This window comes from Embleya sp. L77 (genome assembly GCF_055557415.1).
Genome location: NZ_CM145709.1, coordinates 3,667,598 through 3,683,635, shown reverse-complemented (window position 1 = coordinate 3,683,635; position 16,038 = coordinate 3,667,598). Strand labels below are relative to the sequence as shown.

The 16,038-nt window shown below is 72.8% G+C and carries 13 protein-coding genes and 1 pseudogene; 3 read left to right on the top strand and 11 right to left on the bottom strand.

Annotation, left to right across the window (positions count from 1 at the left end):
* Positions 1 to 103: 103 nt before the first annotated feature.
* The 3 genes from ACZOOI_RS15745 to ACZOOI_RS15735 form a co-directional block, all read right to left on the bottom strand.
* Positions 104 to 2,458, bottom strand: a complete 2,355-nt coding sequence (locus ACZOOI_RS15745) for a sodium-translocating pyrophosphatase (RefSeq protein WP_465276462.1) — start codon at positions 2,456 to 2,458, stop codon at positions 104 to 106.
* Positions 2,459 to 2,712: 254 nt separating this feature from the next.
* The gene (locus tag ACZOOI_RS15740) at positions 2,713 to 3,180 is read right to left on the bottom strand and encodes an ATP-binding protein (RefSeq protein WP_465276461.1); all 468 of its coding nucleotides are present in this window, start codon (positions 3,178 to 3,180) and stop codon (positions 2,713 to 2,715) included.
* 74 nt (positions 3,181 to 3,254) lie between these two features.
* Positions 3,255 to 3,596 carry an STAS domain-containing protein gene (locus ACZOOI_RS15735; RefSeq protein ID WP_020549531.1) on the bottom strand — a complete coding sequence of 114 codons (342 nt, stop codon included), beginning with the start codon at positions 3,594 to 3,596 and terminating at the stop codon, positions 3,255 to 3,257.
* A 126-nt stretch (positions 3,597 to 3,722) separates the two neighbouring features.
* Between ACZOOI_RS15735 and ACZOOI_RS15730 the strand changes: the two genes are divergently transcribed.
* A complete protein-coding gene (locus ACZOOI_RS15730; RefSeq protein WP_465276460.1) occupies positions 3,723 to 6,080 on the top strand; it encodes a DEAD/DEAH box helicase in 2,358 nt (785 codons plus the stop codon).
* Positions 6,081 to 6,720: 640 nt separating this feature from the next.
* Here ACZOOI_RS15730 and ACZOOI_RS15725 read toward each other — a convergent pair.
* The 7 genes and pseudogenes from ACZOOI_RS15725 to ssd form a co-directional block, all read right to left on the bottom strand.
* A pseudogene (locus ACZOOI_RS15725) lies at positions 6,721 to 7,044 on the bottom strand (Rv3654c family TadE-like protein); the annotation flags it as partial.
* Positions 7,041 to 7,376: a TadE family type IV pilus minor pilin gene (locus ACZOOI_RS15720; protein WP_465276459.1), complete on the bottom strand. Its 336-nt coding sequence runs from the start codon at positions 7,374 to 7,376 to the stop codon at positions 7,041 to 7,043. The pseudogene ACZOOI_RS15725 and the gene ACZOOI_RS15720, both read right to left, overlap by 4 nt.
* A gap of 295 nt (positions 7,377 to 7,671) precedes the next feature.
* Positions 7,672 to 7,839 (bottom strand): DUF4244 domain-containing protein, encoded by a 168-nt coding sequence (locus ACZOOI_RS15715; RefSeq protein WP_465281208.1) that lies wholly within the window; start codon positions 7,837 to 7,839, stop codon positions 7,672 to 7,674.
* An 87-nt stretch (positions 7,840 to 7,926) separates the two neighbouring features.
* A complete protein-coding gene (locus tag ACZOOI_RS15710; RefSeq protein ID WP_465276458.1) occupies positions 7,927 to 8,646 on the bottom strand; it encodes a type II secretion system F family protein in 720 nt (239 codons plus the stop codon).
* Between the two features lie 165 nt (positions 8,647 to 8,811).
* Complete coding sequence (locus tag ACZOOI_RS15705) at positions 8,812 to 9,663, bottom strand: type II secretion system F family protein (protein ID WP_465276457.1); 852 nt, start codon at positions 9,661 to 9,663, stop codon at positions 8,812 to 8,814.
* Positions 9,660 to 11,045 carry a TadA family conjugal transfer-associated ATPase gene (locus ACZOOI_RS15700; protein ID WP_465276456.1) on the bottom strand — a complete coding sequence of 462 codons (1,386 nt, stop codon included), beginning with the start codon at positions 11,043 to 11,045 and terminating at the stop codon, positions 9,660 to 9,662. The genes ACZOOI_RS15705 and ACZOOI_RS15700 overlap by 4 nt, the downstream gene beginning before the upstream one ends.
* Positions 11,042 to 12,136 carry a septum site-determining protein Ssd gene (gene ssd / locus ACZOOI_RS15695; protein ID WP_465276455.1) on the bottom strand — a complete coding sequence of 365 codons (1,095 nt, stop codon included), beginning with the start codon at positions 12,134 to 12,136 and terminating at the stop codon, positions 11,042 to 11,044. The genes ACZOOI_RS15700 and ssd overlap by 4 nt, the downstream gene beginning before the upstream one ends.
* Positions 12,137 to 12,730: 594 nt before the next feature.
* On the opposite strand from ssd, the gene ACZOOI_RS15690 reads away from it, so the two are divergent.
* Positions 12,731 to 13,537 carry an HAD family hydrolase gene (locus ACZOOI_RS15690; protein ID WP_391586363.1) on the top strand — a complete coding sequence of 269 codons (807 nt, stop codon included), beginning with the start codon at positions 12,731 to 12,733 and terminating at the stop codon, positions 13,535 to 13,537.
* A gap of 436 nt (positions 13,538 to 13,973) precedes the next feature.
* Here the strand turns inward: ACZOOI_RS15690 and ACZOOI_RS15685 are convergent, their stop codons facing one another.
* Positions 13,974 to 14,780, bottom strand: coding sequence for a Fic family protein (locus ACZOOI_RS15685; RefSeq protein WP_465276454.1), 807 nt, complete (start codon positions 14,778 to 14,780; stop codon positions 13,974 to 13,976).
* 242 nt (positions 14,781 to 15,022) lie between these two features.
* Here ACZOOI_RS15685 and ACZOOI_RS15680 point away from each other — a divergent pair, with 242 nt between their 5' ends.
* Positions 15,023 to 16,003 (top strand): ATP-binding protein, encoded by a 981-nt coding sequence (locus ACZOOI_RS15680; protein ID WP_465276453.1) that lies wholly within the window; start codon positions 15,023 to 15,025, stop codon positions 16,001 to 16,003.
* Positions 16,004 to 16,038: the final 35 nt, after the last annotated feature.

Below are 16,038 nucleotides of genomic sequence, written 5' to 3'. Positions count from 1 at the left end.
ACTCGCACAGCGCAAAGGTGTTCGGCCAAACGTGCACTCTGCCCGCGGCACGGGCGCGGTTCCGGTTTCTCCGGTTCCGCGCCCGTACGTACCTCGGGTCGAATCAGGCGGCCGCCTTCGTCGCCTGCTCCTCGTGGTCGTCCTCGTCCTCGCCGACGACCACCGACTTGCGCTTGCTGTACCAGACCGCGCCCACGATCACCACGATCGAGAAGGCCGCCGCCAGGGCGCGCAGCGCGCCGTTCTCGTCCGCGCCGATGCTCAGCTTGATCACCGCCGGCGCGATCAGCAGCGACACCAGGTTCATCACCTTGAGCAGCGGGTTGATCGCCGGTCCGGCGGTGTCCTTGAACGGGTCGCCGACCGTGTCGCCGATGATCGTGGCCTCGTGCGCGGCGGAGCCCTTGCCGCCGTAACTGCCGTCCTCGACCATCTTCTTGGCGTTGTCCCAGGCGCCGCCGGAGTTGGCCAGGAACACCGCCATCAGCGTGCCGGTGCCGATCGCACCGGCGAGGAACGCCGCGAGCGGGCCGATGCCCAGGGTGAACCCGACCGCGATCGGGGCCATCACCGCGAGCAGTCCGGGGGTGGCCAGCTCACGCAGCGAGTCGCGGGTGCAGATGTCCACCACCCGGCCGTATTCGGGCAGTTCGGTGCCGTCCATGATCCCGGGTCGGGTCCGGAACTGGTTGCGCACCTCGAACACCACCGCGCCCGCGGCCCGGGAGACCGCGTTGATCGCCAGGCCGCTGAACAGGAACACCACGGCCGCGCCGAGGATCAGCCCGACCAGGTTGTTCGGCTGGGTGATGTCGGTGGAGAACGCGAACGAGGTGAGCTTGGAGGCGTCCGCGAGTCCGCCGGCCTCGTCCACGGCCGTGCGCACGGCGTCGCGATAGGACCCGTACAGCGCGGTCGCCGCGAGCACGGCGGTCGCGATGGCGATGCCCTTGGTGATCGCCTTGGTCGTGTTGCCCACCGCGTCGAGCTCGGTGAGCACCTGGGCGCCCTCGCCCTCGACGTCGCCGGACATCTCGGCGATGCCCTGCGCGTTGTCGGAGACCGGTCCGAAGGTGTCCATGGCCACGATCACCCCGACCGTGGTCAACAGGCCGGTGCCCGCGAGTGCGACCGCGAACAGCGCGAGCATGATGATCCCGGCGCCGAGCAGATACGCGCCCAGCACCGCCACCGAGATCAGCACCGCCGCGTACACCGCGGATTCCAGGCCGAGCGCGATGCCGGACAGGATGACCGTCGCCGGACCGGTCAGCGAGGTCTTGGTGACATCGCGCACCGGTCGCCGGCTGGTCTCGGTGAAGTAGCCGGTCAACTGTTGGATGACCGCCGCGAGCACGATGCCGATCAGCACCGCGACCAGCGCGAACACCCGCGGGTCGGCGTCGTGCGCGAGGATCTCCTGGTCGCTCAGCCCGTCCAGGTCCGAGAACTTGCTCGGCAGGTACAGGAACGCGGCGCCCGCGACCAGCACGAGCGAGATGATCGCCGAGACGAAGAAGCCCCGGTTGATCGCGGTCATGCCGCTGCGGTCGCCCGGCCGGGGAGCGACCGTGTAGATGCCCACGATCGCGGTCAGCACGCCGATCGCGGGCACGATCAGCGGGAAGACCAGGCCCGCGTCGCCGAAGGCGGCCTTGCCCAGGATCAGCGCGGCGACCAGGGTGACCGCGTACGACTCGAACAGGTCCGCGGCCATGCCCGCGCAGTCGCCCACGTTGTCGCCGACGTTGTCGGCGATCGTCGCGGCGTTGCGCGGGTCGTCCTCGGGGATGCCCTGTTCGACCTTGCCGACCAGGTCCGCGCCGACGTCGGCGGCCTTGGTGAAGATGCCGCCGCCCACGCGCATGAACATCGCGAGCAGCGCGGCGCCGAAGCCGAAGCCTTCGAGCACCTTGGGGGCGTTCTCGCGGTAGAGGATCACCACGAGCGCGGCCCCGAACAGGCCCAGGCCGACCGTGAACATGCCCGCGACGCCGCCGGTGCGGAAGGCGATCCGCATCGCCGCGTCCCGACCGGCGTTCCCGGCCCGGGCGGCCGCCGCGACGCGCACGTTGCTGCGCACCGCGAGCCACATGCCCACGTACCCGGTGACGGCCGAGAAGACCGCGCCCACCAGGAAGAAGATCGAGCGGCCGATCCGCTCGTTCCAGTCGTCCGCGGGCAACAGCATGAGCAGGAAGAAGACGCCCACGGCGAACACCGCGAGGGTGCGGAACTGACGGGCCAGGTAGGCCGCCGCGCCCTCTTGGATCGCACCGGCGATCCGGCGCATGGATTCGGTGCCCTCGTCGGCGGCGAGCACTTGACGCACGAGTCCGGCGGCGACGCCCAGGGCACCGAGGGCGATCACCGCGACGATCACGACGTAGGTGAGGTTGCCGCCTGAGACGGAGACGTCCGCGGCGACGGTGAGTTCGGAGGGGTGGATCCCGGACATTCGTCCTCCTTGGCTAGGAGCACTTTCAGATCGGGACTTCTCAATGCGAAAGGAGTGTATGCAAATGATCAAGATCAGACCATGGGAATCGCCATGATCAGATCAAATTACCGATGAAATCCGGGCGTGATTCCCAAAATCGGCGTGTCGATCCGGAATCAGGTTTTACGACCCGAAAAAGGGGATACACGAGAACGCCGAAATCGCCCCCGGGCATCCCGGAGGCGATGAGGGTCGTACGGAGTGGGGCTCGGTCAGCCCACGGTCTCGGCGGACTTCGCGCCGGAGGGCCACGACATGCGGATCACGCCGCCCTCGGCGCCGGTCCGCACGTCGAGGTCGTCGACCAGGCCGAGGATGACGGCCAGGCCCATCTCGTTCTCGATCAGGTCCAGGCCGGAGCCGTTCGCGGACAGGTCGGGCACCATTCCGGCGCCCTCCGCGAGGCCCGCCTCGGTCAGCGCCGGCTGTGGCACGCCGTCGTTGACCTCGATACTGAAGCGGCCGTCGCCGTCGTCCAGGGTGACCGTGACCGGGCGGTCGTCGTCCACCCGGTCCTGGTGCATCCCGACGGCGCGGGAACACGCCTCACCGACGGCGAGGCGCACCTCGTCGAGCACCGTCTCAGCAACCCCCGCGCGCCGCGCCACGGCGGCGGCGACGAGCCGCGCCGTGCGGACGTGTTCGGGCAGCGCGCTGAAGCGCAGCTCGACGATGGCCATGGTTCCCCCAGCCGTGCGAGCACCCGCCCGGGCCGGCGCGGGTGCGGTGTGCGTCCGGTCAGGACGTACGTCGGTCAGTCGGACGAGGCGATGGCCACGGCCACCGACGGATGAATCGGGAAGACCTTGGTCAGGCCGGTGATGCGGAAGATCTTCAGGATGCGCTCCTGAGTGCACACCAACTGCAACGACCCTTCGTGGGCACGCACCCGCTTCAGGCCACCCACCAGCACACCGAGCCCGGTCGAATCCAGGAAGTCGACGGCTTCCATGTCGACGATCAGGTGGAACTGGCCTTCGTTGACGAGTTCCACCAGTTGCTCGCGCAGCTTGGGTGCGGTGTATACATCGATCTCGCCGCCCACCTCGACGATCGTACGACCGCCCTCGGTTCGGGTCGACAGGGACAAGTCCACGGATCCTCCAGCACCTTGCTCTTGAGCGGTCGCCCCCCATGGATCGGCAGCCGCCAAGGCATTCAACCACTTATGGGCACTAGGGGACGATGAATCCCGCGACATTGGATGTAACACTGGTGCCCGATGCAGCCCGGAACACGCCCCCCGGAAGGTCTTCTCGGCCGCCTTTTGGCGGGTCGGGATCGACCCGATCGAGTGACGCACGTCCGGCGCATACCCGCTCGCGAAGGCGTTACCGCGGCCTGGCCCGACTGGGTTCGGCCGGAAGTCGGCGACGCGTTTCGCGCTGCGGGTATCGAACTGCCGTGGGAGCATCAGGCCCGCGCCGCCTCTGTTGCGGCACAGGGCCGCTCGGTCGTGATCGCCACCGGCACCGCCTCGGGCAAGTCCCTCGCCTATCTGTTGCCGGTCCTCACGACCCTGGTCGAGGGCGCGGACGCGCCCAGCGGGCGCGGTGCGACCGCACTCTACCTCGCTCCGACGAAGGCGCTGGCCTCGGATCAGGCGCGCGCCGTCGAGGAGTTGCGGACTGCGAACCCCGCGCTCGGGCGTGTCCGGGTCGCCACCTACGACGGCGACACGCCCGTGGAGGTGCGGCAATGGGTGCGCTCCCACGCGTCCTACGTCCTGACGAATCCGGACATGTTGCACCGTGCGTTGCTGCCCGGACACCGCTCGTGGGCGGCGTTCTGGCGCTCGTTGCGCTACGTGGTGATCGACGAATGCCACACGTATCGCGGCGTCTTCGGCTCCCATGTGGCCCAATTGATCCGCCGGCTGCGCCGGGTGTGTCGCCGGTACGGATCCGACCCGGTGTTCATCCTGGCGTCGGCGACCGTGTCCGATCCGGCGATCGCCGCCGAACGGCTGATCGGCGCGCCCGTGGTCGAGGTGACCGAGGACGGCTCGCCGCACGGCGAACTGGTGTTCGCTCTGTGGGAGCCGCCACTGACCGGCCACGAGGGTGAACACGGAGCACCCGTCCGGCGTACCGCGACCTCGGAGACCGCGGATCTGCTCACCGACCTGGTGCTCGACGGCGTACGCACGGTCGCCTTCGTGCGCTCGCGACGCGGCGCTGAGGTGGTGCGGGTGATCGCGCGCGATCACCTGGCCCGAGTGGACGAGGCACTGGCCGACCGGGTGGCCACCTATCGCGCGGGCTATCTGCCCCAGGAGCGCCGGGCGATCGAGCGCGCGCTGCACGACGGCAGCCTGCTCGGGGTGGCCGCGACCACCGCGCTCGAACTGGGTGTGGACATCTCCGGCCTGGACGCGGTGCTGATCGCGGGCTATCCCGGCACCCGGGCCTCGCTGTGGCAGCAGGCCGGGCGCGCGGGTCGGGCCGGACAGGAGGCGCTGGCCGTCCTGATCGCCCGCGACGACCCGCTGGACACCTTCCTCGTGCACCACCCCGAGGCCCTGTTCGACCGCCCGGTCGAGGCGACCGTGCTGGACCCGGACAATCCGTACGTGCTGGCCCCGCACCTGTGCGCGGCCGCGGCCGAGTTCGCGCTCACCGAGGAGGACCTGGAGCTGTTCGGGCCGGTGGCCGCGGAACTGCTGCCCGGCCTGGAACGGCGCGGGCTGCTGCGCCGGCGGTCCACCGGCTGGTACTGGACCAGCCGGGAGCGGGCCACCGACCTGACCGACATCCGCGGCGCGGGCGGGCCGGCGGTGCGGGTGGTCGAGCAGGACACCGGGCGCCTGCTCGGCACGGTCGACGCGCCCGCGGCGCACTCCGCGGTCCACCCCGGCGCGGTGCACCTGCATCAGGGCGACACCTTCCTGGTCCGCGAACTCGACCTCGGCGAGGGCGTGGCGCTGGTGCGCGCGGCGAATCCGGACTGGACCACCAGCGCGCGCGAGGTCACCGAGATCCGGATCCTGGAGACCGTGCGCAGCCAGGAGTGGGGCGCGGCCCGGTTGCACTTCGGCTCGGTCGAGGTCACCGGCCGGGTGGTCTCCTTCCAGCGCAAACGGATCATCACCGGTGAGGTACTGGGCGAGCACAAACTGGACCTGCCCGAGCGCAGCCTGCGCACCCGCGCGGTGTGGTGGACGGTCACACCCGACCAGGTGGCGGCGGCGGGCATCGAGCCGACCGACCTGCCGGGCGCCGCGCACGCGGCCGAACACGCCTCGATCGGCCTGCTGCCGCTGTTCGCCACGTGCGACCGCTGGGACATCGGCGGCGTGTCCACGTCGCTGCACCCCGACACCGGTCTGCCGACCGTATTCGTCTACGACGGCCACCCGGGCGGCGCGGGCTTCGCCGAACGCGCCTACGTCACCGCCGCAGCCTGGCTGAGCGCGACCCGCGAGGCGATCGCGTCCTGCGAATGCGAACACGGCTGCCCGAGCTGCGTGCAATCCCCCAAATGCGGCAACGGCAACCAGCCGTTGGACAAGCGGGGGGCGGTGGCGCTGCTGGGGGCTTTGTTGGGGGTGGGTGGGGTGGGAGGGGTGGGTGGGGCGTGAGGCGGGGGTGGGGGGTCTGAGGCTCGGGGGTGGCGGGGCGGTGGTCTGAGGCTCGGGGGTGGCGGGGCGGGGACGCCCGAGGCGTGGGAGCGACGGGACCGGGACGCCCGAGGCGCGGCAGCGACGGGACCGGGACGCCCGAGGCGCGGCAGCGACGGGACCGGGACGCCCGAGGCGCGGCAGTGACGGGACCGGGACGCCCGAGGCGCGGCAGTGACGGGACTGCTTGTTGGGCGCCTTCGGCGCCGGCTCGCGAGGCACCACTTTTTTCTCTCCTCCGCTTCGCTCCTCCGAGAAAAAAGTGGCCCCTCGCTCGTGACTTCGTGTCCCTCCGCTTCGCTCCGGGGCACGAAGTCTTGGTTTTGCGGCTCCGCCGCTCTCCGCGCTTCGCGCGTCGATCGCGTGGGCGGCGCGGGTCGGGGGCGCTGACGCGCCTGGGGGTGGGCGCCGGGGGTGGGCGTTCGGGGTGGGGGTGCCCGCGTGCCGGAGGGGTCGTTGGCGGAGCCGGGTCGGGGGTGTTGCTGCGTCCCAGGGTGACTGTCGGGTGGGGCCGGGGCGGGGCTGACGCGTTGGGGGTCGCTGGGTGAAGTGGGTCGGCGGTGGCCGGTGGGTCGGGTGGGGTCGTTGTTGGGCCGGCGTGGGCGGTGGCGTGGGCTGGGGGGCCTGTGGGGGTGGGGGTGGTTACCTCGACGGTGGCGAAGTCGTTGGTGAGGCGGCAGCGGGTCAGGGTCGCGTGTTGGGCTTGGGCCACGTGGCGGGCCAGGGTGCACGCCTCCTCGGGGCCGGCGGCGGCTCTGCTTGCCGCCGCGAGTGCGGCCAGGTCGGCCGCGGCGGCTGCGCGGTGGCGGGCCGCGACCGCGCCGGCGAAGGCGAATACGAACGCCACCACGCACATCGGCACCAGCGCGAGCGCGAGCACCCACAACGTTGCCGAACCCTCCTGTGCCGAGGGGCGCGGGCTCACGGCGGCACCTCGTCCTCCATGGCGGCCACCGCCACATGTTCCACGTGGAACCGCACCCCGGCCCAGGCCGCGCCCGGCACGCCGACCTCGCCGGCGACCCGGAAGCGCACCAGGCCGTCCGCGCGGGACACCTCCGTCCGCGCTCCGACCGGCCCGGCGGCCCGCGCCCGCTCCTGGGCCACCGCCGCCGGCTCGCCTCGGGCCAGTGCCCGCGCCCCCGCCTGCGCCGCATCCACGCAGCGGATCTGCGCGGCGGCGGCACCGATCCCGGACACCGACACGGCGGTCAGCAGGACCAGCACCGGCAGCACGACCGCGGTTTCCGCCGTCACGAAGCCGTTCGCCGAACGCGCCCGGCGGGCGGCGGCATGGGGGTTGGGACGAGCCTTGGTGCTGGGCTCGGGACGAGGCTTCGTGCATGGCTCGGGACGAGGCTTCGTGCATGGCTCGGGACGAGGCTTGGCGCTGGGCTCGGGACGAGGCTTGGTGCATGGATCGGGACGAGACTTCGTGCGTGGCTCGGGGCGAGGCTTGGCGCTGGGCTCGGGACGAGGCTTGGTGCATGGATCGGGACGAGACTTCGTGCGTGGCTCGGGGCGAGGCTTGGCGCTGGGCTCGGGACGAGGCTCAGAAGGAGACATCGAGGGCCTTGGTGATCACGCCGGTGAGCGCCTGTGCGACGCCTGGACTGGTCACGATCTTGAACAGCACGGCCCCGAAGGCCACCGCGGCGACCGTGCCCACCGCGTACTCTGCCGTGGTCATTCCGGCGTCGTCGCGAAGCCGCAGCCACATCCGACGCGTGGTCGGAGCAGGAATCGGCGGAAGAAAGCGCAAGCGCATGTGAGTCCCCTTTTCGGTATATGTGGATGAGTTGGGAGGTCAGAAGGGCTGCAACAGGGTCGTCGTCAGCCCGATCACGATCGGAACCACACCGATCAGCAGGAAGGCGGGCAGGAAGCACAACCCGAGCGGAACGGTGGCGCGCACCCCCACCCGGCGCGCGGCCGCGGCAGCCGCCCGTCGATGCTCGGCCCGTTGTTCGTCGGCCATCCGGGCCACCAGGGTCGCCGCCGGCGCACCGCCCGTCGCGGCCCGGGCCAGCGTCCGGCCCAGCGGCGCGAGCACCGGATCGTCGGTCAGCGCGAGCCAGCACCGACCCGGATCGCCGCCCAACCGCAGCGAGGCCACGATCGGCCGCAGCCGGGCCGCCAGCGGTCCCCCGACGGCGTGCGCGACCGCCTCGGCGGCCTCCACGGGCGAACTGCCGGCCAACAGACACGCCGCGAACAGGTCGGCGGCAGAGGGCAGATCGGCCCGCAGCCGCTCCCGGAGCACTCGCCCGGAACGGGGCTCCAACCGGCCCAGCCGCCGATCGAGCGCGAGCGCCGCCACGACCCCCGCGCCACCCCCGATCCACCCACCGAACAGCACGAACACGGCCGCCCCGCCCAGCAGCGCCGCCGCCCGCCGCCGCCACACCGGATCGTGCCCCCGCCCCGGCTCCCCCCGGCCCCGCCGGCTGCTGCCGCTGCCCCGCACGGCGCCCCCGGCGCCCGCCGCCGCCGCGACGACCGCCACCGACATCGCCACGCCACTCACGCCCACCACCCGCCCCCCGATCCGCCCCCGAGATCAACCACGCCCAGGACCCACCGCACCGAGCCGCACCCGGCCCGCGCCCGGCGCCACCCGGCGGCCCTGCTCCACACCGGCCCCTCCCCCGAGCCGGCCCCGCCCCTGCCGATACGAGGAACGCGCCGCCCCTCACGCCGCCCCCGAGGCCGCGTGCGCGGCCAGGCGGTCCGTCCACTCCAGGCCGATGGCCACCAGGGTCAGGCCCACGCACAGGCAGGAGATCCCGGTCGGGGTGCGGAGCAGTACGTCCAGGGGTCGGGCGCCCAGGCCGCTGCCCAGGAACAGGCCGAAGACCGGCAGCGCGGCCAGTACGTGCGCGGTCGAGCGGGCCCCGGCAAGTTCGGCGAGCGATTCCTCGTGCGCGTCCTCCTCGGCCCGCAGCGTGGCCGCGATGCGTTCCAGTGCCGACGCGAACCCGGCGCCCCGACCGGTCGCGATCCGCCAGCACGCGGCGAGCCGCCGAAGTCCGGCCGCCCCGGGTCGGGTCGCCGCCCGGTCCAGCGCATCCGGCACGTCGCCGCCGACCCGGGCCGACCCGATCGCCTCGCCCACCACCGCCAGGACCGGCCCCGACACCGCGTGCGCGGCCGCCGCCAACGCCTCCTCCGGCGACCGCCCCGCCCGCAACTCCCCGGCGAGCGCGGCACACAACCCGACGACTCCGGCCCGCACCGCGGCGGCCTCCCGACCGGCCGCGGCCCGCGCCCACCGTCGACGCAGCGCCCACGCCCCCGGCAGCGCCACCAGCGCGGGCACCGGCGACGCCAGCAGCAGCGCCGCACCGCTTCCGGCCGCGAGCACCGCAAGCGGCACCCGATGCCGCCGCACCGCCGCACCGAACGCCGATCGACCCATCCGCTCGACGTCGAACGCCCCCAGCACCCCCCGCAGCCGAGCCGGCCCACCCCGAATCGTCGACAACCACACCAGCCCCGCAACCCCACCCGCCGCAACCAGCGCCGCCCCCGTCCCGGCCCTCACCCCCGCCACCACCCCGCCAGCAGCGTGGTCAGCCGCTGGTGACCCGGGCCGGGGCGAGAGGCGCCGCCGCGCTCGAAGCGCATCGCGGACACCGGGTGCACCCGACCCGCCGCATCGCGTTCGAGCACATGGATCTCGGCCACCCGACGCAGACCGTCCCGCTCGCGCACCACATGTACGACCAGATCGAGCGCGGCGGCCAGTTGGCTGTGCAGCGCGTCCCGGCCCAGGCCCGCCAGGGCGCCGAGGGCTTCGAGCCGCGCCGGCACGTCCGCCGCCGAGTTCGCATGCACCGTGCCGCAACCGCCCTCGTGGCCGGTGTTGAGCGCGGCGAGCAACTCGACCACCTCGGCGCCGCGCACCTCGCCGACCACGAGTCGATCCGGCCGCATCCGCAGTGCCTGCCGGACCAGGTCCCGCAGCGTCACCTCGCCCGCGCCCTCGACGTTGGCCGGGCGCGACTCGAGCCGCACCACGTGTGGGTGACGTGGCGTCAGCTCGGCCGAATCCTCGGCCAGCAACAGTCGTTCGGCCGGATGGGCACACCCGAGCAGCGCCCCGAGCAGGGTGGTCTTGCCCGAGCCGGTGCCGCCGGAGACCAGGAAAGCGGCGCGCGCCGAGACGACCGCACACAGCAGTTCGGCCGCGACCGGCGACAACGAACCGGCCCGGACCAGATCGGCCAGGCCCAGCGAGGTGCGCCGGGGCACCCGCAACGACAGGCACGTGCCGCGCACCGCGACCGGACGCAGCACCGCGTGCAGTCGAATCCCGTCGGCAAGCGTCGCGTCCACATACGGCGAGGCGTCGTCCAGCCGCCGCCCGGCGCCGCTCGCCAGCCGCTGGGCCAACCGCCGCACCGCCGCGTCGTCGGCGAACGTCACCGCCGTCCGCTGCGGCCCCGCGCCCCGGTCGATCCACACCTCGTCGGGCGCGTTGACCAGCACGTCGGTGACCTCGGGATCACGCAACAGCGCGTCCAGCGGCCCGGCCCCGGCGATCTCCGACCGCAACGCCCGAACCAGCTCCGGCAACGCCGCCTCGCCGAGCACCCGCCCCTCGGCACGCAGTGCGGCGGCCACCGCGCCCGGTGTGGGTTCGTGTCCGCCCGCGGCCAACCGCGACCGCACCGCCTCGACCAGATCCGGGTCCGGCGGCGACGGCACGGCCTGCGCGGCGGCGACCGTGCCGCCCGCCGGCACCGTGCGCAGTTGCGGCGCCGAGAAGACCCCGGTGCCCCCGTTCGCCGGCGTCGGCACCGGCCACGGCTGCGGCTGCGGCACCCCGGTCGGCCGCTCCTCCCGCCCGCCCCGCGGCGACCCGCCCGGGAGCGGCGTCGGCGGCGGGAACGGCGGCATCGGCGGCACCTCGCGCGCACTCACGCGGCCTCCCTGCGCACCATGCCGGCCGGATTGCCCGCCAGGTATTCCCGACAGAACCGGGCCAACGGTCCCCGCGAGCGCAGGCCCGGCGGATCGCCCCGCTCGGCGGCGGCCGACAACCCCGCCTCCGGCCGCAACTCGCCCGCGAGCGGCAGGCCGAGACCGCGTGCGGCCGCCTCCGAGGTCAGCCCCGAGGAACTCGGCTGCCGCACCACCGCCCGCAGATCGCGCAACATCGGCCCGATCCGCGCCGACACCTGCGCCGCCGCGGCCAGCGCCCGCACCTCGGCCGGCACCACCAACAGCCCGGTGTCGCACTGCCGCAGCGCCTCCGCGCCCGCCGAGTCGGCATGCCGCGGCACGTCGAGCACCGCAAGGTCGTGTCGCCTGCGCACCGCCCGCACCACCGAGCGGATCGTGTCCGGCGGGATCCCCGGTGGTCGCTCGCGGTCCCACGAGAGCAGGGTCAGCCCGTGCAGACGCACCAGCGCATCGGACAGCGCGCCACCGTCGATCCGGCCCCGCGCGCTCGCCAGGTCCGGCCAGCGCAGGCCGCTCTCGTCCTCGCCGCCGAGCAGCACGTCCAGTCCCCCGCCCAGCGGATCCACGTCCACCAGCGCGGCGTTCAGTCCCCGACGCCCCGCGGTCACCGCGAGCGCGCAGGCCAAGGTGCTGGCCCCGCTGCCGCCGCAACCGCCGAGCACCGCGATGGTGTGCGCGTCCGGCCCGGTGCCCTCCGCGACGTCGCCCAGCCGGTCGACGATCCACGCCTCGGCGTCCGGCAGGAACACCACGTGGTCCGCCCCGACATCCAGGGCCCGTCGCCACACGTCCCCGTCGTCCAGGTCGGCGCCGATCAGCACCACGTCCTCCCGGCGGGGCAAACCGCACCGGGCCAGGCCCGGCGTCACGTCGTCGCCCACGATCACCAGCGGCGCCGCCGGCCACGCGGTCCGTGCCGCACCCGGGTCCGGCTGCACCTCCGGCTCGATCCCGGCGGCGGCGCACAGCCGCAGGAGTTCGTCGAGCAGGGCCGGATCGCCGGTCACCAGGAGCGGGCGGGCCGGCCGGGGTGGGGAAAGCGCTGCCACGGAACCTCCACGGGGTCGGGGAGGTCCGTCCGAACCGGGCCTCCCGAGAACTGACCCCACCGTCGCCGCCGGCGCGCGCTCGGCCGAGCGGGTGGTTCGTGCCTGTGTACAAGGCCGTGGTTGTGGATAGCGGATTCACTCGTGTGAGGGACGCCCGAGCGGTTGCGGACATGTTTCCGTGTCGGTGCGCGCGTAGAACACCGAAAATCGCCCGGGAATCCCCCCGAAACAGCGGAGAACGACCGGTCCGAAAAAGTCGCCGGCCCCAAGCCCGTGCGGCGACCCGGAATCGCGGATTCAATCCGAGCCGGGCGGCCGGACGCCGCACCGACAATCACGCACCCCGGCGGTTAGTCGGACAAAGGCCGACCCACGCACTCGTACGGACACAAAAAAGCCCCCCCGGACAAGCGACGACCCCCGCCGGGGGGGAGAGCGGGGGTCGTCTCCACGGCCGACTCGGGGGGGGAGGAGTCGGACCGGGTTAGCACGGTCGCGAACGATCCGTGACTTCCAGGATGTACCCGAGGGGGTTCTCTAGCAAACCCACGACGTGGAGTTTACGCCGAATGGCTGCCCTTATCCTCGTGAACTGTGGAAACCCAGGCGCCGAAGCGGACAGCAGCCTTCTTCGACCTCGACAAGACCATCATCGCCAGGTCCAGTGCGCTGGCGTTCAGCAGATCCTTCTACCACGGCGGTCTCATCAATCGCCGCTCGGTCCTCAAGAGTGCCTACGCGCAGTTCGTGTTCCTCGTCGGCGGCGCGGATCACGACCAGATGGAGCGCATGCGCGAATATCTCTCCGCGCTGTGCCGCGGGTGGGACGTCCAACAGGTGCGCGAGATCGTCGCGGAAACCCTGCACGACATGATCGACCCGATCATCTACGACGAGGCCGCGTCGCTGATCGAGGAGCACCACGCCGCGGGTCGCGACGTGGTCATCGTCAGCTCCTCCGGAGCCGAGGTGGTCGAACCGATCGGCGACATGCTGGGGGCGGACCGGGTGGTGGCCACCCGGATGGTCGTCGAGGACGGCCGCTACTCCGGCGAGATCGACTTCTACGCGTATGGGCCCAACAAGGCCGCGGCGGTCAAGGAGTTGGCCCGCACCGAGGGCTACGACCTCACCTCCTGCTACGCGTACAGCGACTCGATCACCGATCTGCCGATGCTCCTGGAGGTCGGTCACCCGTACGCGGTCAACCCCGATCGCGGCCTGCGCCGCGAGGCGACCGGGCGAGGCTGGCCCGTGCTGGTGTTCAGCCGGCCGGTCGCGCTGCGCCAGCGGGTGCCGTCCCTGTCGGTACCCTCGCGCCCCGTGCTCGCGGCGACCGCGATCGGCGCGGGCGCCACCGCGGCCGGCGTCGTCTGGTACCTCGCCAAGAAGCGCCGCTGACCCCGGGACGCCCCACCGGGACGCGGATCGCGGACCGAGTCGGTCGGGCCGGGCGCGGGACACGAGCGGGTCGACGGCGCGGCGGATCGTTAGCAAATCCGACAAAGGCCAAAAATAAAGATCTTGGGCCAGGGGTTCCCCTCCTCCCGGCAACCCACTAGAAAAGGGACCAACGGCCCGTACGGCCCCGCCTCGGCGGTCGCCGGAGCGGACCGGACACGACTGCCGGGAACCCACGTGCGACCGACCCTCGTAGGGGCCGAACGCGTCGGACGACCTGCATGTTCTTCCCCCCGTGGATGCGCATGCCGGGGCCGATCGTCATAACGGGTACACGCTTGGTACCCCGGTGGGAGTGACCAAACGGCGGCGTCCACAAGGGCGCCGCCGTCTCGTGTGTCCGGGTCCGTCCGAAGGGCAGGCCCGCGGGACCCGATCAGATCCCGCGCATCACCGCTTCGCAGACCGCGACGCTCTCCCGGGCGCCCAGCGTCATCGCCTCGGCGCAGTGCCGGATCCAGGTCGCCACACCCTCGGCGGTGCCGCTCTCGTACGCGCGCAGCGCCGCCGCGTAGGCGTCCACGCCCAGTTCCAGATGACCGACCTCGGGCACGGCCGCGCCCTTGGGGTCCAGGCCGCGGGTGACCAGTACGATCCGCTGCGCGGCCCGGGCGACCAGGCCGTTGCCCCAGCCGAACGGGGCGAGCGTGAGGATCTCCGCGTGGGTGACGGCGGCGACCACGATCGCCGGGGCCGAGGACGGCGCGAGCAGCAGTCGGGACAGTCCGTCCAGCCGGGCGGCCACCTCCTCCGCCGACGGCAGCGGGCCGGGCAGTTCGCCGTCGCGGCGCGGCCGACCGAGCGCCTCCGCGGGCACCGCGTCGGCGGCGGCGACCACATGCAGCCGGGCCAGCACCTGGAGCGGACTGTGCCCCCAGGTGCCCAGCAGCGAGCCGATCTCGGCGGACAACCGCAGCGCACCCGCGATCACCGCGCCGCCCTCCTCGGCCGAGGACGAGAAGTCGGTGCGGCGGCGGATCTCCTCCAGCGACCAGTCGACCCCTTCGAGCGCGGCACTCGCCCGCGCGCCCCGAAGCGCGGACTCGGCGCTGATGTCCATGCTGCGGCGACGCATCGTGCGGTGGCCGAGCAGCCGGTCGACGGCCGTGCGGGTGTCCTCGACGGCCTCCGGCACGTCGGGCAGCGCGGCGAGGGCGGCGAGGGGATCGGTTGCGGTGCTCACCCGGGCGACCCTACGCCGCGCGAGAAAGCACCCGCGACACCGGTCCGCGTGCGCCCCCGCGGTCGGCGCACCCACCACGGCGCGACTACCCAACGACTTGACGTGGGCACGGTAAGCGACGGATGATCCTATTCGAAAACGATTGTCAAACCCGATTGACGAACCCGGACGCTCGGACCCGACCGGTTCGGACCCGCCGGCCGATTCCGGATCGTCGAACCCGTCATCGAAGGGCCCCATCCGTGAAGATCGCCTTCGTCGGCAAGGGCGGCAGCGGCAAGACCACGTTGTCGTCCCTGTTCATCCGGCATCTCGCGACCACCGGCCGGCCGGTGGTCGCCGTGGACGCGGACATCAACCAGCACCTGGGCGTGGCCCTCGGCCTGGACGAACACACCGCCGCGGCACTGCCCGCGATGGGCGCCGAGCTGCCCGCGATCAAGGACTGGCTGCGCGGCGACAACCCGCGGATCGGCTCGGTCGCCGAGATGGTCAAGACCACGCCGCCCGGCCGGGGTTCGCGGCTGATCCGACTCGCCGAGGACAACCCGATCCACGCGGCCTGCGCGCGCGAGGTACCCGGCCTGCCCGGTCTGCGGCTGATGGCGACCGGGCCGTTCGAGGAGTCCGACCTGGGCGTGGCGTGCTACCACTCGAAGGTCGGCGCGGTGGAGCTCTACCTCAACCACCTCGTCGACGACGCCGGCGAATACCTGGTGGTGGACATGACCGCCGGATCCGACTCGTTCGCCTCCGGGCTGTTCACCCGCTTCGACATCACCTTCCTGGTCGCCGAGCCGACCCGCAGGGGTGTCGGCGTCTACCGGCAGTACCGCGACTACGCCCGCGACTGGGGCGTGTCGCTCGCGGTGGTCGGCAACAAGGTCCAGGGCCCCGAGGACGTCGAGTTCCTGCGCGAACACGTCGGCGCGGACCTGTTGACCTGGACCGTGCAGTCCGACTTCGTCCGCGCCCTGGAGAAGGGCCGCGCACCGGCCTTCGAGACCCTGGAGCCGGCCAACCGCGCCGCGCTGGACGAGCTGGTGCGTGCCTGTGACGCCCGCTTCGAACACCGCGACTGGGAGCGGTACACCGCGCAGATGGTCGAGTTCCACCTCAGGAACGCGCGCGGCTGGGCCAACGCGAAGACCGGTGTGGACCTCGCCGAGCAGGTCGACTCGGCGTTCGTGCTGGGCCCGCACGCGATCTCCGCCCCGGTCTGAACGCGGCGGGGCGGCCCGCCCCCGAAGGGACGGGC